This window comes from Mariniflexile sp., assembly GCF_052728615.1.
In genome coordinates, this window is record NZ_JBFVFE010000001.1 from 239,986 (window position 1) to 261,022 (window position 21,037).

Consider the following 21,037-nt stretch of genomic DNA (forward strand, 5'->3'; position numbering starts at 1 on the left):
TATTCGGTGAGTCATTTCTAATCGGAATTGTCGTAAATTTAAAGAGCTTTTAAGAGCAATTTGACTTTTGTTTTACAATTGAAATTGTTTAACTTAAAACTCGTAAAATGAAGACAAACACCACATTCTCAGTACTTTTCTTCACAAGAAAATTATCAAATTCCGTAGGTAGATTATCAATTTATGCACGTGTAACAGTTAATGGAAAGCGTTCAGAAATTAGTTTAAAACGAAGTGTTCTGGTGAACGATTGGGATAATAATAAGGCTAGATGTAGGGGGAATACATCAAAAATTAAATTTTTAAATGCTTACCTAGATGAGGTATATAGTAAATTACTTGATTGCCAAAAGCAATTATTTGCAGAAGGTAAAATGGTTTCTGCCAATTCTATAAAAGCTAGATTCTTGGGTGAAGATGAAAATCATAAGACATTAAGAGACATAATTGAGTATCATAATTCAAACATGATCGATGTATTGAAGTTTGGCACGATGAAGAATTATTACACCACAGAAAAATATTTGTATAAATATTTGGATAATGAATTAAAGGCAAAAGATATTTATTTAAAGCAACTAAACCATAGATTCATGTGTGATTTTGAGATTTTTTTAAGGAATAACAAGAATTCCAAGAATGAATTGACTTTAACAAATAATGGTGTCATGAAGCATCTGGAACGCTTAAAAAAAATAATAAATCTTGCTTGTAAATTGGAATGGATTAACAAAAACCCATTTCAAATGTTCCAATTAAAATTCAAAAAGTTTGATAGACAATATCTTTCAGAAAGAGAATTGGAACTTATCGAAAATACATTTTTTACAAAAGGGGGTTTAGAACGAGTTAAGGACTGCTTTTTGTTTTCATGCTATACGGGTCTTTCTTATGTAGATGTCAAAATGCTAAAGAGCAATCATATTACTAGGGGCATTGATAACAATTATTGGATTTTTACCAAACGAGAAAAGACAAATTAAACGGTTAAGATTCCTATTTTGCCCAAAGCACTAGAAATTATAAACAAATACAAAACCTTTTCCAAACATAATAATGATGAAAAAGTATTGCCTATTTATTCTAACCAGAAAATTAATGTTTATTTAAAGGATATTGCCGAAGATTGTGGAATTCATAAAAACCTAACCTTCCATGTTGCCAGACATACCTTTGCTACAACTGTTATGCTGTCTAATGGAGTGCCTTTGGAAACCGTATCAAAGCTTTTGGGGCATACTAAGCTATCTACAACACAAATCTATGCTAGGGTAGTAGAAACAAAAATAAGTGAGGATATAAATAATCTACTAATTAGATTTAAAACGAAGAAGCAACAATCCCAAGCACTAACCCAAACCCATAATTTTAAGGCTTAAAAAAGAATTTCCTTTCAATATGCTCCTCATAAGGTAAGGGGAGTGTATTGAAAGGAAATTAATAAACTAGGAAACTTTATTTAGTAGAGGTTAATCTTGTTGCCTATATTTTCAAGCTAGTTAGAATGATTTTTGTAAAAACCTAGATAAATTATATTATTGGGTCGTTTAATCACCTAATTCAAAGTACCATATTGGTCTTTTACTAAGGCTTAATTCAAAATTTCTAATATCCGAACATACTTATCCAAATCGCCTATCTTAACTGTGTCTCCTACGGATCTTCCTTTTAATGCAACTCCTAATGGTGTTTTAATATTTATTTTCTGAATGCCATTTGATTTTTCAAGTTTGGATACGGTTTGTTCAACTAAATGGACTTTTAAATCTTTATCTATGTTCAAATATTTTACTAATACTTTGCTGTTGACTTTAATGCTTTCTTTAAATAATTCAGTTTGAACATTTTCTTTTTCACTTAATGCTTCAATAGTTTCTTTTAAATCTTTTTTAAGGTTTGGAGAAACTTTAGAAATCTCATTTTCGATAATCGTAATATTATCTGTAAACGCTAATCCAGTTCTTGATTTATCTTCAAATATTGCAGGATTACTATTTTCAATACTTTTGATAAATTCTACTAACTTTTTTGTTTCCTTTTGTGGGTTTCGCCACCAATTTGTACTCCATATTCGATGAAATACAAAACCGTGTCCTTCAAGAATTTTTTGTCTATGGCTATCGTGTAAATATGCCTCTTTACTTAAATGATAAGCAGCGCCATCACATTCAATTGCAATTTTTGGAAGTCCAATATGTTTTGTGTCATAAACTATATCAATTCTAAAACCTGCAAATTGAAGCTGTGGAATAATATTATTTTGGTTAAAATGTTCAGTTAGAGCTTCATAAACTTCTTCTTCAAATGGAGATTCAAGGTCTTCGTTAAGATTGTCAAGTGTTGTGCTTTTAGTTGAATTTTCTGCGAGTGTATTCAAGACTGAAATTCTTGCTTCATTATCTTGTTCACTTACAGCTTTTGAATAAGCTAAATAGGCATATAAAGCACCTCTTCTGTTGTTTGAACCTTCATTTATTAGATGATCTTTATAATTTAAAAAGACATCTTCAGGAATTGAAGAGCAAACATATACTTTGTATTTTGCTCTTGTGACAATAACATTTAGAAGTTTGTAACCTTTTTGATGATTTATAGAACCGAAGCGTTGGGCAAATTTACCCTCTTTATTAATTCCATAAGTTGTAGAAAGTATTATGACATCTCTTTCGTCTCCTTGTATATTTTCTAAATTTTTGACAAAAAATCCATTTTCTTCGAGTTCTACTATTTTGTCATTAAAATCTCTGTATTTATCAAACTTCCTTCTTTCATTGATTTTTCCAAGAATTAGGTTACGCTGATTTATATTAAAAGTGGCAACACCAATTGTTGGATATTCTCCATTAGGCAGTCTTGAAATGTTTTTATCAATAATTGATAAAACTGTTTCAGCTTCTGCATCATTAGAATTGTCTGAATATGTACCATTTACTGGAACATAATTTATTGGAACGTATTCAAAACCATTTGGAAGTGGTTTTAATCGTTGATTATAAAAAGCGTAATTTGAGTAATCAATAAGATATGGATGTCTTGAACGATAATGAAAGTCTAAATGTTTTTTCTCAAAACCCAATTCAGATGCAAAATCGAGAAGTGATTCACAATCTGAAAGAGAATTACTTATGTCATTTTTAATTTTATCTATCTCATCTTCAAACTCATCTTCATCATCAATCGGTGCATCAAATGTTTTGTCAAAATAATTCGAAGGTGGCATTTGGTGTTCGTCGCCTGCAATAATAATCTGTTTTCCTTTTAATAGTGCAGGTAAGTTATCTTCCAATTTTAGTTGACTCGCTTCATCAAACATAACAATATCAAAATATTGATTTTGCCCTTTAAAAAGATTACTCGCTACGTCTGGAGTTGTTAAAATAATGGGGAAAAAAGTAGTGAATAAATCTATATCCAACTTTACGATTTCTCTCAAGGATAACCTTTTATGTCGCTTTCCTGCTCGTTTGTTGTATAGATTTTCAACAGCTAAATTCGGATGCTTATTGTCAAATTCTCTGGTTGCATCTATTTGTTTTGAAAACCAATATTCTCTAATATATTTAATCTGTTCTTTTTCAAGTTCAGATAAAGATTTCCCTAATTCAATATGGTCATTATCATTTGTTGGTAAATCTGTATTTGCAGAATTTACAAGCATAGAATTAAGGTAGAAAATCAAAAATGTTTTTCGCCAATTTGTTTTTGCCTTTAACTGGTCAATGATAAGTGTATTTTCTACTGATAATGAATTGTAAAATTGAAACCATTTAAACTCGATTGAAAAAAGGTCGTTTTCATTTGCAAAAAAGCGTTCTTTAGAATCAATTATAGACTGAATTTGAGTGTTTAAAGTATTGTGTGAATCCCCATTTAATTCATTATTAGTCCAATTTTGTTCTTTGATTTTAGTCTTTAAGTTGCCAAAGTTTGTTTTTATCTTTTGCAGTAGTTCTGTGTCAAAATCTTTTTCAGCAGATTTAAGTAAGTTTAGAAATTTGTATTCATTTCCTATTTTAGATTGAAATTCATTTTCGATTCTCTCAATAATCGACCTGTACTTTTTTAGAATACTATGATTTTCATTAATTGATTTTAAGAAAACAACATTTTCAAAATCTTTACTATTCTTGGTTTTTGAAGAATAATCTTCAAATAGAGAACTTATTTTTTGTTGGTCTGTAAGTGTTGTTTTCTTTTCTTTCGAAAAGAACGAAACTGCTTTAAATAAAAATCCGTTTGTCTTTTCTTCGTCCAAAAAGTCATTATTTTCTTCGTGTTTTTTTAGGATGTTTTGGATAGAAGTTTCGATGTCACTAATTGAAGTTTTTTGCAAGTTAAATTGCTCATTTCTTATTTTGTAATATTCTACTTCATAACTTGAAATGTCTTCCAATAGTGTTCGAAACTCTTTTTTGTAGATTGAAAAATCTTCTTCAATCTGCTGTTCTATAATGAAGGGATTGTCTCCAATTAATTTTGCAGGGTTTATAAAAGAAAGGTTTGTGTAAGGTATATACTCGTCATATAAATTTTGCCCTTTCCTAATTAGTTCAAGTAATTGATTGAGTTCAGATGATTCATAGCTAAAGGTGTCTTTTGCTAAATCAAGATTGTATTCTTCGGAATTGTCTTTTAATTCGGATAACAGAGAACCAACAATATGTGTCCAATTTTTATTACCAACTAAATTTTCTCCTAATTTTTTATGACGCTTATTTATTGAATCAATTAAGTTTTTTGATTTTTCAATAATGTTGTCTAAAGTTTCTTTGGAATGCGTGTATCTATATCTGCGATATGATGAATTATCAACTCTATCTCTTACAGAATCAACGGCTACTCTTCTATCTTTAACAATATCTTTTAAAAGTACGCATTGATAATTGAGTCCTTTCTCGTTTAGTGCATTATGCAATACTTCCAAAGCAGTTCTCTTTTCGCAAACAACAATTGTCTTTTTTTGATTTTCTAAAGCATTAACTAAAATTGCTGTAAGCGATTGACTTTTTCCTGTTCCTGGAGGTCCTTGTATTAAAATGTTCCGAGAAGCTTTTAGAGAATGTAAAATCCCTTGTTGTGAAGGGTCCGTTTCGACTGATGAAATTGGCTGAAACGTATGTTCTTCCATATCTTCAAGGTCAATAATTGCTCCTTTAAGTTCAAGTAAATTAGCATAATCGTGGATTATGTTTTGTTTCTGAACTTCAAATATTGAAAAAAGCCCTCCGAAATCGATAAATGAATTATTAGATGTCAATGGAAGTTTTTCGTAATGATTTTTTTCTGGAATAGATTTTATATCATTAAGTTTTTTCTCAAATGTTTCTCGTAAATCATTTGGAATAGAACTATTTATGGATTCTATAATCTTTACACAAATATCTAATAGTTCGTTTTTATCAATTAAACCGTCATCTAATAAGTCAGTTGAAATTTGGTTAATTTCAATTTTGGAATCATTTTGTAAATGATTTATTAGAACCTCATTTATATAAATTGGGTCATCTTCTGTTCGTAGTATTTCCCAAGTATTAAATTCTTTGGTTCTTCTTAATCTTAACGACCAAATTAAAATAGGAGCAACTGTTAATTTGTTATCTGATTGGTCTCGTCTTACAAGTATCGGAAAGCCAAAACCAAATGTATTTATTCCTTTTTCTGATTCAATTGCATCTGTTTGATTGATTAAATTTTCAAAGGATTTTGTGATTTTTACTAACTGTGTTTGGTCTTCCTCAAAAAGAGAGTTAAGGTCGGGAACATTGTCTTTCCAACTAATTTTGAATTTTAGAGGCAATTCTGTTAATAAGGAATTTATGAAGTTATTCGGAAGGTTTTCGTCTATGTGAGATAATCTCGTTAAGTCAAATTTGTATCTTGAACGTGCTGGGATTGCATTTAAATGAACTCCTCTTCGGCTACCAACTTTTAGTCGGTTTTGTAATTCAATCAGTAGCTTTTCAGTTATTTCCATTTCTATCGGTTGTTTTATTTCGTTTAAAATACACTCTTTTTTTAATTCAATTTACAGAATTTTTCATTTCGTTCAAGCGTTGCCAAAACTTGTATTATTGTCTGTGCGTGAATATATATATTCTAATGTTTTGAAATAAAAAAACTATAAAAGCTAAAAGCTTAAAAATTATTATTTTCAAAAATGTATTCTAACTGAAGCTATAAAAGGTTTGCTATTGGTCTTACTCTTTCCGTAATTTTAGGTCTTTATAAACTTCTTTTAATAATTCACCTGGATCTACATCAATAGCCAAAGCAATTAAATAAAGTTCATCGGCACGTAGCTTAGTTGATTCATTAGAACTCAATTGAGAAAGTCTAGCCTGACTTATTCCAGTACGCCTTGAAACCATTGCTCTATTCACTGATTTTTTTGTAAGATATAAACCTAAAGATGTCATAATATATATCGAATTTATATAGATAAATATACTTTGAATATAGAAAAATGTAGAATTTCTAAAGTTTAATTTTGAATTTTGATAGATTATGTATAGATTTGTTTAGATATTCTAAAGAATACTTAAGAAATCTAATATTCAAAAGCAGATGATATGGACGATAAAATTCACACTAAACAAGATCAGATTATAAATAAACTAAAATCTCTTTTAGAAATTAAATATATCTACGAAACAGGAACTGATAAAGAAGGTTGCTTTAAGCCTTTATTAATTGTGATACTGAAAGGAAACTGTTCTTCCTTAACCAATGAATTATCTTCCATGATTGCTAAAATATTTCAGGAAGAAACGGACTTTTTGTACCGAATATTCTCGTTTGGATACGCTCAACAACAGTTAAAAGAAGAAAACTTGTTTTTTGTTCATGGATGTACTTGGGAAAAACTAATCTTCCATAATTCTGATACAGAATTGGAAAGCTTTCATGAGTACCATATAACCGAGAAAACACTAATCAACATCCAATCCCATTTCGAAAAAGAACACGATAAAATAACTGCCTTTTTGGATGGAGCTACCTTTTTTATCGAAAAAAATAATTTTTCCCATACGGCTTATATGCTACACCAATATATAGAACTATGGTTTCGATTTGTCGCTCTATTTACAATGGGCAAGGAACGTAAAAGTCATAGCATTAAGGAGCTTCAAACATATATAAAAACATTTGCTCCAGAACTAGGCAATCTTTTCAATACGGAAATAGAGGAGGAACAACACCTTTTAAAATTATTGGATGATGCTTATATAACGACTCGCTATGAAAACAATTACCATATCAACTTAGAACAAATCCATAAAATAGTAGGAAAAGCCAATAAAATGGAATCCTTGGCTACGTCATTGTTTAAAAACAAATGGGATGCTTGTATTGTTGAAGTATCCAATACTAAAGAAATCAAAGTTCCCAAAGAACAAAGTTCTGAACCCAAAGACACAGACTTATTGAGCTTCATTAAATCCCTGTCCAAAAAGGATTTCTCTTTTTTAACACCCTATCCCTTTAAAAAAGGACATTATACCATTGGAATAGTTACGGAAGGCTATTTGGAAACTTCTTTTATGATTTCAAATATGTTAAAGGTCTGCATCATCGCCATGGAAGCCGACTACTGTTCAACACGTTCTATACCTGAGCCAGAACATAACATTAGAGAGGTTTTAAGGTATGTTTTAGATATGATACCGCATGAAGAAATGGAACTATTGGATGTCATTAGGGATTTAGTATTAAAGCCAGAAACAAATAGCCAATGAAAGAAAAAAAGAAACATAAAAACAAATTAAAGGCAATTAAGAAGCATATTGAAAACTTCCCTGGGGTAAGCACGGAAGCTTATGGTAACAGGACAAGAAAGACCATTGGGTTTGAAGTAGCAGACAACGAGGATGTCACCAGCAGTATTTCGGCACTCTTGGAAGTGTGCTATTACGCACTGGACGGTAATGGTACTTTCGTTTACCCCAAGCATAGCAATAAGACAACGACAAGTAGTGTGACCAAGGTACTTGAAATGGTCATTGACCTCTTACCACATGACCAGATGTTCTGCATGGACAAGGTCACTGAAATCCTTTCAAAGAACAAAAAGAAGGATAATTAAAAGAAAAGCCAAGGTGATTTCATTAGATGAATGCCAACCACACAGAACAACGCAATGTCCATAGTCGGAAAGGGGAAAGGTATTTCACGCCATACAGGGTAATCCGTTTTTAAAGGGATGGATTTAGAGGCTGGCTTTTTAAAAACGAATTTTTGTATGGCTTCGACTTTGAGGGAGGGGAATCCATCGCTTTAAAAATGCAGCAAGCTCGCACAAAGCGAGCGCGGTAGTTACCAAGTTAGAAGTTGGTAAAAGGATTAGAAAAGCCTTGACTTCATATCCTCTATTTTTTCTTTCGGAATATCCAGCTTATAATAACTTTTGCCGAAAGTGTTTTTAGTATAGGACATCTTATTTAAGAGGTTGCTAAATTCGTTCTTTATCTTCTGCAATTCTTTTCTGCTCTTATCATATTCCACAGTATAGTAATCCAGCAGCTTTTCAGTTTCAGTTTTGGAAGCTTCTATTTCTTCTTGGGTTCTTTCAAAATACATAGGCTCTTCTTTCTCTTCCATTTCCTCAAACAAAGATTCAAGCATTTTCTTTGTAGGCTTCAATTGGGTTTCTTCGACATGTCTTAAAATAGAGATCACTGCATCCATGCGCTTATTGAGAATGTTAGGAAGAGACGAAAAATTCATCTTTAAAGTATCATAGGGAGATACATTGTTGTCTTCAAAAAAAGCAATCATGAAATCCAAAGTTTCTGAATAGCTAGGACTTATCTTTTTAGAATATTTCTTAAATTTATCAATGGTTTTCTTCTTTAACCGAATCGTATTAAAATCATCCATAATTTATTGAATTGTTACAATGAAACATTGATTCTACTGGGGTGAATATCGAATTTAACACAAATTCTAAAAGCAGCAAAGAAATTAATTAATTTAATTAATTGAATATCAGTTAAATATGAATCAGTAACATCGCGCAGCGTGTTACCCTCTTGCTATTCCCCTTAGCTATTCCCCTTAGCTATTCCCTTAGTTCCATGTTACTAATTTTCTAGGAGACTTTATGGGTGGAATTTAACTTGATAGTAATTTATTATTAGGGAATACTTTTATTATTAGATAGCTATAACCTATCCAGCAAAACCATATAAGCAGACCAACAACTAAAGTTTAGCAAAATTGCCAATTTCCAGACCCACAGCAAGATGTTGAAAATAATTCGCAAATAAGTGATGACAAATCAAAAATATTTTTTTAATTTGACACATTATGTCAACAAAAACAATAGGTGAAAAGTTAAGACTCATTAGAGAAGAAAAGGAGCTTCCATTAAGGAAAGTTGCTGCGTTGCTCGACATTGATGTAGCAATCTTAAGCAAAATGGAGCGTGGTGAACGAAAAATTACAAAAGAGGTAGTTCTGAAACTTGCGGACATATATGACTACAACGCAGACGAACTTTTGGTTTCGTTCCTAAGCGACAAGATTTTATTTGAAATTCAGGACGAAGATTTAGGAATAGAAGCACTGAAAGTAGCAGAGGAAAGAGCAAAATACATAAAAGCGAATAAGAAGGAATGAATGTCGCTGAACTAGAAAAAATGTGGTCTGCGTTTGCTGATATTTCAGCCAATTTGGAGGAAGAAATTGAGATGGATTTTTAGAGGTGGGAAAAGGGAACATATCGTTTTGATATTTGGCGTTGGTTTGATAAGAATTTGCTAAATGGAATAGTAAAAGATTTTAATATGATTTAATAAATAATGGCATTACCCATAAACATAGATGAATTAATACATGGCAATACGGTTGAATGGGATCGGATTGAGTTAAAGAAAGGATGGAATCCAGAGGATGTCATTCATTCTTTATGTGCATACGCCAATGATATCAACAATTGGGATGGAGGTTATCTCATCATTGGAGTTGAAGAAGAAAATGGGAAAGCCAAGTTACCGCCTATTGGTTTACAGGTTCAAGAATTGGATGCTATCCAAAAAAAACTGATTGAACTGTCTCATAAATTAAGTCCGGTTTATATACCTGTTTTTCAGCCTTATTTGATGAACGAGAGGTATATACTGGTTGTTTTTGCTCCCGCTGGAGATAACAGACCCTACAAAGCTCCAATTAGTTTAAGCGAAAAAAGAACAGAAAGAGCCATGTATATTAAACGTGGTTCAAAAACGATAAAAGTAAAGGATGGTTCCGATGATGAAAGAAGGCTTATTGAACTCACGGCACGCATCCCATTTGATGACCGAATAAACCAAACCGCTACCTTAGATGATTTGAATTTGCGTTTGATTCAAAACTATTTAAAAGAAGTGATGAGCTCCTTATATGAAGAGAGTACAAAAATGCCATTCTCTGAATTATGCAGACTTCTAATGATAGCCAAAGGTTCAGACGAGCTACTACGTCCTACAAATGCTGGATTACTTTTGTTTAATGAGCACCCTGAAAAATTCTTTTCTGAAGCAAAAATCGATCTAGTTATTCATAAAAATGAAGTTGGAAAAGATTATACTGAAAAGTTATTTACCGGATCTATCATCCAGCAGATTAGGGATGTTTTGCAGTATTTTAAATCAACTATTGTCGAAGAATTGGTGGTTAAATCAGCTAAGCAAGCAGAATCCATACGCTTCTTTAACTATCCTTTTCAAGCCATAGAAGAAGCGGTGGTCAATGCCATTTATCATAAAAGCTATGAGCGTGAAAACCCTGTTGAGATTCAAATACATAAAGATAAAATTGAAATATTGAGTTTCCCTGGCCCTATGCCACCTATTAATCAAGCTATGCTCAATAAACAAAGAGTGGTGGCAAGGGATTACAGAAACCGAAAAATAGGTGGATTTTTAAAAGAGCTGAAACTCACGGAAGGCAGAGGTACAGGATTGCCTATTATTCACAAAAGTTTAGAGGAAAATGGTTCGCCTCCACCCATTTTTGAAACAGACGAAAATAATGCTTACTTTTTGTGTATTCTGCCTGTACATCCGCTTACAAATTCCATCTTAGGCTCGCAAGAGGAACTAAGAGGAGACGGAGATAAAACGCTTAAATTCAAAAACTTAAATGATGTTAATGCCTATCTTAGGCTCTCTGTCTCTGAAATTGGAAACAGAGACAAAGAAGCCATTAGAAACAACATTACACCAAAAGCCAAACAGCTACTCCAATATTGCATAGAACCAAAATCAAGGGAGTCAATTTTCGATAAAATTGGGTTATACAATAACACCAAAAATTTTCGAAACCATCTCAAACCATTAATAGATGCAGGTTGGCTTCAACTCACGCTTCCTGATACACCCACGAGTAGAGACCAGCAATATCTTAGCACTGAACTTGGTAAGCAATTGCTATCATTTTTAGAGGAAGGTAACACAGGAAAAACAGAACGCATTCCCGTGGTTTCTTCCAATATAGCCTCAGTAGGTTATGATGCGGAAAAGAAGTTATTAGAAATAGAATTTCACCACGGAGCTGTTTATCAGTATTTTGATGTACCGAAAAAGGTGTATGAAGATTTAATGGGGTCACCTTCTCTTGGCGCTTATTTTATGAATGAACTAAAGGATAAATTTAATTATCAAAAGAAATAAAACTTGCGGATAGTATTTGGAAGAAGTTGTCGGCGAGGAGATTAAATAGAAATAAATAATGTAGTATGACAACACACGACCCAATAAAACATATAAAGTTTTTAAGACAAACACTATCACAGGACAAGAAACCATTAGGTTTTTTTATTTCAGCAGGTTGTCCTCTTGCAGTAAATATGCCAGAAGATAAATGGCCCTTAATACCTGATGTAGCAAAACTAACTCAGTTTGTTACAGATGAGTTAAAATCTAAAACGGAAGAAAAAAATAATTTTGATAAATTAATTGATGAAGTAATCTTATCAAATTTAAAATCAAATAATATTGAAGATATACTGAGTTTCCTTCGCGGGTTAAAGGAAGTCTCTGTTGGAAATTCTGTCAGGGGATTTACAAAAGAAAACTTGGTTGAACTTGAAAAAAATATTTGCGATAAAATTGTCGAAAAACTTGAAGTAAATCTCCCTGATAAAGATACGCCCTACCATAAACTTGCCCAATGGATTTCAATTGATAGAGAAAAACCAATTGAGGTATTTACTACAAATTATGATTTGCTTCTTGAAGAAGCTTTTGAAGATTTATCTATTCCCTATTTTGATGGATTTGTAGGTTCAAGACAATCTTTTTTCGATTTGCGGGCAGTAGAGGACAATCTAATTCCTAAACATTGGACAAGATTATGGAAAATTCATGGCTCTATAAATTGGTTTCAAAAGGAAAACAAAGAGGTTTATAGGTCGAGTTTAACAAAGGCTAATGGTGATTCATATTTGATATACCCTTCTCATTTGAAATATGAGCAAAGCAGAAAAATGCCATATCTAGCTTTAATTGATCAATTAAATCGATTTATTAGGCTACCTAACTCATTACTAATTATTAGTGGATATTCTTTTAATGATCAACATTTAAACGATACAATAATAAATGCTCTAAAATCTAACCCGAATTCAATGGCTATAGCCTTAATGTTTGATACTATGACCTACGAAAAAGGAGGAGAAATAATTGAAAGATATCCAGAGGCGATTGAAAGAGCAAAAAGGAGAAACAATCTTGCTTTATGGAGCTATGATGAAGCAATGATTGGAACTGTTAGAGGTAAATGGAAAATATCAGATGATATTGAAGACGAAGATAACTTAGCAGAGTGTTATGATAAAAAAGTTCATCAGTTAAAATTAGGCAATTTTTCAAAGCTAGGCGATTTCCTTCAAGCACTTATTGGCGACAAGCAAACTAATTTAGATGAAAAATAATTCTACATATTTAGGAACAGTTCAAGATGTAACTGGTACAACCATAAGGGTAGCAATGGTTAATGATTCACTATCAGGTTTGACTTATGTCAACGGAGAGGGTTATCGAATTGGACAAATTGGGAGCTTTGTGAAAATACCTATAGGATATAATTATTTATTTGGGATTATTACACAAGTCGGTGCAGGAGCTGTACCTGAAAATCAAATTGAAAATCAACCTTATGGCAATAGATGGATTACGATTCAATTAGTTGGTGAAGGTCAAAGAGCAGGCGAATTTCAAAGAGGTATTTCCCAATACCCAACTATAAGTGACGAGGTTCATTTAGTTTCAGAGGAAGATTTAAAAAGGATATACGGACAACCTGATAAACCTTATTTTGTGAATGTTGGGCATATAGCAGGTGCCGAATCTATTCCAGCATTAATTGACGTAAACAAACTAATAACAAGGCATTCTGCGGTTGTTGGAACAACAGGTTCGGGGAAATCTACAACTGTTGCAAGCTTATTAAATGCTTTATCAGATACAAAGAAATATCCGTCTTCTCGAATTTTAGTTTTTGATATTCACGGTGAATATGGTCAGGCATTAAAAGACAAAGCTAATATTTATAAGATAAATGCTGATAAAAGTGCAGGAAGTCTTGAAAAAGAACTTTTACTTCCGTTTTGGGCTTTAAGTTTTGAAGAATTATGTGAAATTAGTTTTGGTAAATTCAATAATGAAAAAGATCAGAATGTTATTCTAGAGAGAATTTTACAAGAAAAAATCAAAACAATTGAAAAATATCCGTGTAAGGGCATTAACAAAGACACTGTTAATATAGATTCTCCAGTACCTTTTAACTTAAATGAGTTGTGGTATGATTTGTATACAGAAACATTAGGTAGATTTTATAGAGATCGAGAAGGTTCACAATTAGAAAATCTTGCCTTTGAAACTGATGCTAGTGGTGATGAATTAAGAGGAAGTGCCAAAGAAGCAATTCCCCCAATTTTTAAAAAATTAAATCAGAATAATGCAAATGGAGAAAGGGTTCAACAGCTCTCCGATACAGTTTTAAATAGCAGTCAGCAATTACATTCTTTGGGGTCAAAATTAAGAATCCCAAGATATGACTTTATATTTAAGCCTGGAAAAGAGTGGACTCCTGAAGCAGATGGTAAAACCACTCAAGACATAGACTCATTAATGAAAGGTTGGATTGGAAGTAATAAACCGATTACAATTTTAGATTTATCAGGTGTTCCAATTACAATCTTGAATACGATAATTGGAGTTTTATTAAGGATTATCTATGATGGCTTATTTTGGTCTCGAAACCTATCTCAAGGAGGAAAGGAAAGACCACTATTATTGTTAATGGAAGAAGCTCACAATTATTTAAACTCTGAAGGAAGTGCTCTTACAATTGTCCAAAAAATAGTAAAAGAGGGTAGAAAATATGGTATTGGAACAATGATAGTAAGCCAAAGACCATCAGAAATAAATTCTACAATTCTTTCTCAATGTGGTACTTTCTTCGCTTTAAGACTTTCAAACTCTACTGACAGAAGTCATATTACAAGTGCTGTTTCTGATAACCTTGAAGGACTTACAAGTATGTTGCCGATTTTAAAAACTGGTGAAGCAATAATTTTGGGTGAAGCAGTAAAACTACCTATGAGAACAATAATTAGAGCTCCTTCAAAAGATAGACGACCAGATAGCCAAGACCCAATTGTTTTTGATGAAATTGAATCTAAAGATTCACTTCGCCCTGGCGGATGGGGTAATAAAATGGAAGAAGATCCAAATTATGAAGAGTTTATTGAAACTTGGAGAGCTCAAAACCCGAAAATTGAACGTATAATTAAATAAATATAAAATGGAAAGAAAACCTGTAACATCATCAAATATTGCCTCAATTGGATATGATGAAAACACTTCGACATTAGAGATTGAATTTTTGAATAATACAATCTATCAGTATTTTGATGTGCCTCAACATGTTTATGATGGGATAATGAGTGCTGATTCGCATGGGCAGTATCTAGCCCAGAATATTAAAGGAGTATATCGCTACTCTAGAGTTTAATATTTACAATGGAAAGATACAGAAATTCAGGAGGAGATTCAGGTGTCTCCTCCTATGAAATAGGTTTCGATTATATCATCGTAAAATTTTCAGGAACAGCTAGAACATATAGATATAGTCATCGAAAAGCTGGCCAAAATCACGTAGAGAATTTAAAACGACTTGCACAGAACGGTAGTGGTTTGAATTCATACATAAACCAATTTGTTAAGTTTAAGTATGATTAACATATGAAAATAAGTAATTTAAAAATTTCGAATTGGCGTTCAATAGTATATGAAGAAATATTTTTTCAAGATTTAATGATTTTTATTGGACAAAATAATCATGGCAAGTCAAATGTTTTGAGTTCTATATTGTTCTTTTTTGGTGAAATAAATCATCATTATCTTGATTTCAATGGTGATACTGAAGAATTGTGGGTCGAAATTGAATTTTCTGAAATATCAGAATATGAAAATACGACTTTCAAAAAATATGTTTCATCAAGTAATAAAATTAAAGTTAGAAAGACAGCTCTAAAAAATGGAAGCTTTTCATATAATGGTTACATTGAAGAAGCTACTGAAGATTGGTTAAAAGAATCTAAGATTTCTGACTTCAAAAAAAGAGAAGTTGCAGAAACTCTTCCATTAGCCAGTTTTTTGCCTATAAAAGGTGCAATTACAATTGAACAATTTAAAACAGCACAGAATGAATATATAATTACAAATATTGATGATATAAGTTTTAACCATGTTCTTGAAGAATCCAATTTCTTGGGATTAAAAAATGTTGCAAAAGGAAGTTTTGGTGATTTGTTTTTCATTCCCTCTGTAAAAAATGCTTCCGATGAATTAAACCCTAGAGGAAATACTTTATTTAGCCAGCTTTATTCTAGAGTCATCAATAAAATTTCTGAACATAATCCACAATTTAAAGAAGCTAAAGAGAAAATTATTCAATTAACTAAAATTCTTAATAAGACAAATGATGATGGTGAAATCAACGAAGATAGACCAAAAGATTTGGCGTCTTTGGAAAATTTATTAGATGAGGAATTAATAAGTTGGAACACCAAAATAGATATTCAAATTTCAACACCAAATGTTGATGATATATTCAGAGTTGGTGCAAATGTTTCAATTGATGATGGAATTAAAACTGATATTTCAAGAAAAGGTCACGGTTTACAAAGAGCTTTAATTTTTGCTTTAATTAAAGCATGGTCTAAGGTCATGAAGCAAGATAGGGAAGCCTTATTAAATGATAAAGATTCGGAAGTTTCTACTCGAAAATCTTCAAAATCAACATATTTTATTTTTGAAGAACCAGAATTATTTTTGCATCCACAAGCACAAAGAGAATTATTTTCATCACTAGTCAACTTGTCAAAAGATGAAAGTCAGGTTATCTTATGTACACATTCAAGTTCCTTTTTAGATTTAGAATATCATAAATCTATAGGTATAGTCAAGAAAGAAAATATAACAAATGGAACAAAAATTTTACAATATGTAAATGATATTTTTATAGAAGTTGATGAAAAGAAGAAGTTTAATTTAAGTTATTGGATCAATCCTGAAAGAGGCGAATTGTTCTTTGCTAAAAAAGTCATTCTAGTAGAAGGACAAACTGATAAGACAGTTATACCAATGATTGCTAAATTATTAGGTGTTTTTAGATATGATTTTACTATAATTGATTGTGGAAGTAAGAGTAATATTCCTTTGTATATTAATTTACTTAATAAATTTGGAATAAAATATTCGGCTGTTTATGACAAAGACCATCAAGTTAATAAAAATCCTGATGGATTGGCAACCGCAGATAAATCTTCAAAAATAATTGAAGAAAGTATAGAAATTTCTTTAGGTAAAACACATATATTAATTAATGATATAGAAGAAGAACTTGGAATGACTGAAAAAGTATCAAGCGGAAAAGCCTATAAAGCTATTAGTTTTGTATCTGATGAAAACTTCGTGTTAACTGATACTTTTAGACAAAAAATTATAGAAATATTTAGTGAGTAATAATGGCAACAATAAAAATAAATCAACAACTCAAACGTATAGAAATCAAAGAATTTGAAATTGAAAATCAAATCGTTTTCAATTACTTCGACAATCTTCCTGCAAGCGAAAGAGATGAAAAATTGCTAAGAGCCATTTACATTGGTGTATTGGCTTTAATGGAAGACCGTATTTCATCTTTTCTTTCAAAAACATCTAATGATTTGGGAACAGAACTTGAAAGTTTGAAGATGATTTTTGAAATGAAAAAAGAACTTTTCTATAAATCAACAATCAAAGGAACATTAGCAGAAGATGAAGTCGCAGAATTCTTAAATCAATATTTTCTAGATAAGCGCTTAAAAGACCGTGCATTTTTAACTGGAAATACAGCAGGTAATTTACCTAGAAACAAAACGGGCGATATTATCTGTGAAATCAATGGAACACCTGATTTAAAAATAGCTATTGAATGCAAATTTGATAAAAGTGTTCGTTTGGGAGACATTGAAAGTAAAGATGTTTTTACTCGAAAAACAGATACCGCTTGGAGCCAGTTGATAGAAGCACAAGCCAACAGAGACAGTAAAGTAAGTTTGATTGTTTTTGATATTTCCTTAGTAGAAAACTCCATTCTAAAGAATTTTGAAAATGTAGGTTACATTCCGGGAGTCGGTTTTGTTGCCATTATCAACTCACAAAAAGGAGATTACAGCAATTTAGCTATTGCGTATATGTTGGCTAGAGATATTGCCTTAAATGCAAGAGAAGTTGAACTCGACAAAGATATTTTGGCAATGATGGTAAATCGCATCATCAAAGACATAAACGAAGTATTGACAATAAAATTACTCGTTCAAAACAACATTGACAACAACAAAACTATTTTAAAACAATTAGATAAGTCAATGCTACTAATGGAATTCAACCAAGAATATTTGAAACGCTTTTTAAGTCAAGGAACATTAACCAAGAAAGACTTGCTAGACTTCTATTCAGGAGAAGACGTAAAAGATAAGTATCGTTTAATTGAAAAGGAAATCAATGAATTATAGGCAACTTTTTAATGAACACTTTCTCTATACTTCAACTTCAAATATTCAAATTTCTCTTCAAAGGACGTGAAGATGTCTTTGCAGTTCGTTGGGAGAAAGGGAGTAAATCGGGCTATATGCCAGCCGTTTTTTACGACCCATATCGTTTTCGTACACATAAAATGAACGGTGGTACTTTTCAGAATTTTAACGAGAAATCCTACCTAAAACTTACTGATGAACAAATTCAAAAGCACTTAGATGGATTTCATCAGATTGGAATTTATCCACTATTACAAGACAATACCACTTGGTTTTTAGTAGCAGATTTTGATAAAACCAATTGGCAAAAGGAAGCTATTACTTTTCTAAACGCCTGTAATGAAAAAGAAATTCCAGCTTATTTGGAGCGTTCCCGTTCTGGTAATGGCGGACATGTTTGGATATTTTTTGACAAATCATATCCTGCTATAAGAAGTCGCAAAATATTCATGTCAATTTTGGAACAATCGGGTGCATTTTCAATGTTCGACAAAAGTTCAAGTTTTGACCGCTTATTTCCCAATCAGGATTTCCTCTCTGGTAAAGGCTTCGGAAACTTGATTGCTTTACCACTTTTTAAATCAACTTTTGAAAAAGGAAATAGTTGTTTTATTAATCCAAAATCCTTTGAATCTATAACCGATCAATGGGATTATCTGAAAAACATTCAAAAAGTTTCAGTAGATTATTTAGACGAATTATATAAAGGATTAACTCCTGATGTCAAAACAATAACTCCACAGCCAACAAATGGAAAGCTGAACATTACATTAAACAATAAAGTAAGATTAAGCCGTAGCGGATTGACTTCTTCTCTTATTAATTTCCTGAAAGAAGAATTGAATTTTGCTAATTCTGAGTTTTTCATCAAGAAAAAATCAGGAAGAAATACATTTGAAACAGCCCGATATTTTAAATTAGTTGAGGAAACCGAAAGTGAGGTTTTCATCCCAAGAGGGTTTATAGGTAAGCTTTTACGGTTCTGCAAGGAATCACAAATCGAATTTAAATTTGTTGATGAAAGAAAATTATTGCCATTCATTACTTTTGTGTTTAATGCATCATTGCGAAATCATCAATTTGGAGTACTAGAAACGGTTTCTAAAAAAGATTACGGAGTAATAGTTGCTCCGCCAAGTTCAGGAAAAACAGTAATCGGCTTAAAAATCATTGCAGAGAAAAAACAACCTGCACTTATTATAGTTCATCGTAAACAATTATTGGAGCAATGGACAGAACGGATTGAAGCATTTTTGGGTATTCCCAAAAAAGACATAGGAGTTATTGGGCAAGGAAAGTCAAAAATAGGTAAACAAATTACCGTGGCAACAATTCAAAGTTTATCGAAGCAAATAGAAAACATTAAAAATCAATTCGGAATAATTCTAGTTGATGAATGTCATCACATTCCTGCCGAAACTTTCAGAAATACGATTGAAAAGCTAGAAACTTATTATTTGTACGGATTAACCGCAACACCATTTAGGAAATATAATGATGGTAAAATGATTTTTACGCATTTGGGAGAAATTATTACGAACATTCAGTCCACTGAAATTGAAAATTATAAACATGCTAGAATCATCATCCGAAACACGGAATTAGATGTGCCATACAATTCTAAAATAGATAATTTCGAAGCTTTATCAAAAATATTGGTTCACGATACAGCCCGAAATAAAGTGATATTGGAAGATGTAAAAACGGAATTGAATCAAGGCAAAAAAGCGGTTATCATTACCGAACGAAAAGAACATATTGATACGCTGTATTTGTTTTTAAAACAATCGTATGAAGTGATTACATTAAGCGGAGAAGATTCAGAAACATCCAAAAAAGCCAAATGGAAAATATTACAAGAAGGTAATTTTCAGGTTTTAATTACAACAGGACAATATTTTGGTGAAGGAACAGACTTGCACAAAATTAACTGTTTGTTTTTGGTATATCCTTTTTCTTTTGAAGGCAAACTCATCCAATATATTGGCAGGGTGCAACGTTCGGAAATAAATCCTACTATTTACGACTACAGAGATTATAAAATTGATTATCTCAATAAGCTTTTCCTGAAACGCAATACTTATTATCGAAAAATTGACAAGCAAGCAACTTTATTTGATGAACCACAGGACGAAGTCGCAACTTCAAATCACATTTTAACTATAGAAAAGAAAATCAAAGTTTCTATTGAGGAACTGGAGTTTCATTATGGAAGTGTAGCTTTCAAACATTCAGTTGTTGAGATGAATACCGAACTTCAATTTCAGGTTGAAAACATTGAAATAAGACCAGAATTTGAGGTGTTAAAACCTTATTTCATCAAAACATTAAAATCAAAGAATATTACTGTAGAAATATTTGCCGAGTTTGAAAATGGAAAATTGGCTTCCCAATTATCACTATCAACTGATATTGATCGTATAAATAAAGAGGTGGTTGAGGGCGTGAAATTTCAGTTTTTAAATAAAGGATTGCTTAAGCAATTCATTCCAAAAAAGCAAAATATCTTTACTTCTGAGGAATTACAAGAGAAGGGGAAAATTTATTCAAATGCAGAAGAGTTGTTGAATGAAATTCTCAAAAACAAGCAATATAAACATTCACAACACATTCAATATTTAGCAGACAGACACGAAAATCAGGTAATGAAAATTCGCTTTGTACTTAATCCATTTTCATTTGTATTTTTGCTTGCAGGAGAGCAACGTTATTTTGTTGTTTTGGAAACCTTGGACACAGAAGAAGCAACTTATATTTGGCAAACCCCTAAAAACAAAGCATCATTAATTGAGGAAGTAAAACAAATCGACAACCAGCTAAGTATTATTAGAGAAAGAGGAAGGCAAGCTTTTTTAGAAAACAGCCCTGAAAACTTTACTAAAATTATACATGATTATTCAGATAACAAAAAAGGATTCATATTATGGAAATCTGCATTGGAAGAAGTGATTTAGCCTAATATCATAGTAA

Annotated in this window: 16 protein-coding genes; 13 read left to right on the forward strand and 3 right to left on the reverse strand. The window is 31.7% G+C overall.

Annotated features, from left to right (window positions below; translation table 11 throughout):
• Window positions 1-107: 107 nt before the first annotated feature.
• Window positions 108-983 (forward strand): site-specific integrase, encoded by an 876-nt coding sequence (locus ACU1LP_RS01085; protein ID WP_445734360.1) that lies wholly within the window; start codon window positions 108-110, stop codon window positions 981-983.
• Window positions 984-1,001: 18 nt separating this feature from the next.
• Window positions 1,002-1,379, forward strand: a complete 378-nt coding sequence (locus ACU1LP_RS01090; RefSeq protein ID WP_445734361.1) for a site-specific integrase — start codon at window positions 1,002-1,004, stop codon at window positions 1,377-1,379.
• Between the two features lie 212 nt (window positions 1,380-1,591).
• Here ACU1LP_RS01090 and ACU1LP_RS01095 read toward each other — a convergent pair whose 3' ends face one another.
• Window positions 1,592-5,974 carry an AAA domain-containing protein gene (locus tag ACU1LP_RS01095; RefSeq protein WP_445735305.1) on the reverse strand — a complete coding sequence of 1,461 codons (4,383 nt, stop codon included), beginning with the start codon at window positions 5,972-5,974 and terminating at the stop codon, window positions 1,592-1,594.
• Between the two features lie 223 nt (window positions 5,975-6,197).
• Complete coding sequence (locus ACU1LP_RS01100) at window positions 6,198-6,416, reverse strand: helix-turn-helix domain-containing protein (protein WP_445735306.1); 219 nt, start codon at window positions 6,414-6,416, stop codon at window positions 6,198-6,200.
• A 153-nt stretch (window positions 6,417-6,569) separates the two neighbouring features.
• Here ACU1LP_RS01100 and ACU1LP_RS01105 point away from each other — a divergent pair, with 153 nt between their 5' ends.
• Complete coding sequence (locus tag ACU1LP_RS01105; RefSeq protein ID WP_445735307.1) at window positions 6,570-7,736, forward strand: HEPN domain-containing protein; 1,167 nt, start codon at window positions 6,570-6,572, stop codon at window positions 7,734-7,736.
• Entirely contained in the window at window positions 7,733-8,083 is a 351-nt protein-coding gene (locus ACU1LP_RS01110; RefSeq protein WP_445735308.1) for a hypothetical protein, read from the forward strand. The genes ACU1LP_RS01105 and ACU1LP_RS01110 overlap by 4 nt, the downstream gene beginning before the upstream one ends.
• A 257-nt stretch (window positions 8,084-8,340) precedes the next feature.
• Here the strand turns inward: ACU1LP_RS01110 and ACU1LP_RS01115 are convergent, their stop codons facing one another.
• A complete protein-coding gene (locus ACU1LP_RS01115) occupies window positions 8,341-8,877 on the reverse strand; it encodes a BfmA/BtgA family mobilization protein (protein WP_445735309.1) in 537 nt (178 codons plus the stop codon).
• A gap of 429 nt (window positions 8,878-9,306) precedes the next feature.
• Between ACU1LP_RS01115 and ACU1LP_RS01120 the strand changes: the two genes are divergently transcribed.
• The 9 genes from ACU1LP_RS01120 (at window position 9,307) to ACU1LP_RS01160 (ending at window position 21,021) form a co-directional block, all read left to right on the forward strand.
• Window positions 9,307-9,618, forward strand: coding sequence for a helix-turn-helix domain-containing protein (locus tag ACU1LP_RS01120; RefSeq protein WP_445735310.1), 312 nt, complete (start codon window positions 9,307-9,309; stop codon window positions 9,616-9,618).
• 182 nt (window positions 9,619-9,800) lie between these two features.
• Window positions 9,801-11,651, forward strand: coding sequence for a KTSC domain-containing protein (locus tag ACU1LP_RS01125; protein WP_445735311.1), 1,851 nt, complete (start codon window positions 9,801-9,803; stop codon window positions 11,649-11,651).
• Between the two features lie 65 nt (window positions 11,652-11,716).
• Window positions 11,717-12,913 carry an SIR2 family protein gene (locus tag ACU1LP_RS01130; protein WP_445735312.1) on the forward strand — a complete coding sequence of 399 codons (1,197 nt, stop codon included), beginning with the start codon at window positions 11,717-11,719 and terminating at the stop codon, window positions 12,911-12,913.
• Window positions 12,903-14,780, forward strand: a complete 1,878-nt coding sequence (locus ACU1LP_RS01135) for an ATP-binding protein (protein WP_445735313.1) — start codon at window positions 12,903-12,905, stop codon at window positions 14,778-14,780. The genes ACU1LP_RS01130 and ACU1LP_RS01135 overlap by 11 nt, the downstream gene beginning before the upstream one ends.
• Window positions 14,781-14,787: 7 nt before the next feature.
• Complete coding sequence (locus ACU1LP_RS01140) at window positions 14,788-14,997, forward strand: KTSC domain-containing protein (RefSeq protein ID WP_308990433.1); 210 nt, start codon at window positions 14,788-14,790, stop codon at window positions 14,995-14,997.
• 8 nt (window positions 14,998-15,005) lie between these two features.
• On the forward strand, window positions 15,006-15,224 hold the full coding sequence (locus ACU1LP_RS01145; protein ID WP_445735314.1) for a hypothetical protein: 219 nt from the start codon (window positions 15,006-15,008) through the stop codon (window positions 15,222-15,224).
• A 3-nt stretch (window positions 15,225-15,227) separates the two neighbouring features.
• Window positions 15,228-17,012 carry an AAA family ATPase gene (locus tag ACU1LP_RS01150; RefSeq protein ID WP_445735315.1) on the forward strand — a complete coding sequence of 595 codons (1,785 nt, stop codon included), beginning with the start codon at window positions 15,228-15,230 and terminating at the stop codon, window positions 17,010-17,012.
• Between the two features lie 2 nt (window positions 17,013-17,014).
• The gene (locus ACU1LP_RS01155) at window positions 17,015-18,046 is read left to right on the forward strand and encodes a hypothetical protein (protein ID WP_445735316.1); all 1,032 of its coding nucleotides are present in this window, start codon (window positions 17,015-17,017) and stop codon (window positions 18,044-18,046) included.
• Window positions 18,047-18,057: 11 nt separating this feature from the next.
• Window positions 18,058-21,021 (forward strand): TOTE conflict system archaeo-eukaryotic primase domain-containing protein, encoded by a 2,964-nt coding sequence (locus tag ACU1LP_RS01160; RefSeq protein WP_445735317.1) that lies wholly within the window; start codon window positions 18,058-18,060, stop codon window positions 21,019-21,021.
• Window positions 21,022-21,037 lie beyond the last annotated feature (16 nt).

What these genes read in the sequence shown, in the direction of transcription:
- ACU1LP_RS01160 (WP_445735317.1), top strand. Translation starts at nt 18,058, where the DNA reads ATGAACACTTTCTCTATACTTCAACTTCAAATATTCAAATTTCTCTTC.
- ACU1LP_RS01105 (WP_445735307.1), top strand. Translation starts at nt 6,570, where the DNA reads ATGGACGATAAAATTCACACTAAACAAGATCAGATTATAAATAAACTA.
- ACU1LP_RS01095 (WP_445735305.1), bottom strand. Translation starts at nt 5,974, where the DNA reads ATGGAAATAACTGAAAAGCTACTGATTGAATTACAAAACCGACTAAAA.
- ACU1LP_RS01140 (WP_308990433.1), top strand. Translation starts at nt 14,788, where the DNA reads ATGGAAAGAAAACCTGTAACATCATCAAATATTGCCTCAATTGGATAT.
- ACU1LP_RS01100 (WP_445735306.1), bottom strand. Translation starts at nt 6,416, where the DNA reads ATGACATCTTTAGGTTTATATCTTACAAAAAAATCAGTGAATAGAGCA.
- ACU1LP_RS01085 (WP_445734360.1), top strand. Translation starts at nt 108, where the DNA reads ATGAAGACAAACACCACATTCTCAGTACTTTTCTTCACAAGAAAATTA.
- ACU1LP_RS01110 (WP_445735308.1), top strand. Translation starts at nt 7,733, where the DNA reads ATGAAAGAAAAAAAGAAACATAAAAACAAATTAAAGGCAATTAAGAAG.
- ACU1LP_RS01130 (WP_445735312.1), top strand. Translation starts at nt 11,717, where the DNA reads ATGACAACACACGACCCAATAAAACATATAAAGTTTTTAAGACAAACA.
- ACU1LP_RS01155 (WP_445735316.1), top strand. Translation starts at nt 17,015, where the DNA reads ATGGCAACAATAAAAATAAATCAACAACTCAAACGTATAGAAATCAAA.
- ACU1LP_RS01135 (WP_445735313.1), top strand. Translation starts at nt 12,903, where the DNA reads ATGAAAAATAATTCTACATATTTAGGAACAGTTCAAGATGTAACTGGT.
- ACU1LP_RS01115 (WP_445735309.1), bottom strand. Translation starts at nt 8,877, where the DNA reads ATGGATGATTTTAATACGATTCGGTTAAAGAAGAAAACCATTGATAAA.
- ACU1LP_RS01145 (WP_445735314.1), top strand. Translation starts at nt 15,006, where the DNA reads ATGGAAAGATACAGAAATTCAGGAGGAGATTCAGGTGTCTCCTCCTAT.
- ACU1LP_RS01150 (WP_445735315.1), top strand. Translation starts at nt 15,228, where the DNA reads ATGAAAATAAGTAATTTAAAAATTTCGAATTGGCGTTCAATAGTATAT.
- ACU1LP_RS01120 (WP_445735310.1), top strand. Translation starts at nt 9,307, where the DNA reads ATGTCAACAAAAACAATAGGTGAAAAGTTAAGACTCATTAGAGAAGAA.
- ACU1LP_RS01125 (WP_445735311.1), top strand. Translation starts at nt 9,801, where the DNA reads ATGGCATTACCCATAAACATAGATGAATTAATACATGGCAATACGGTT.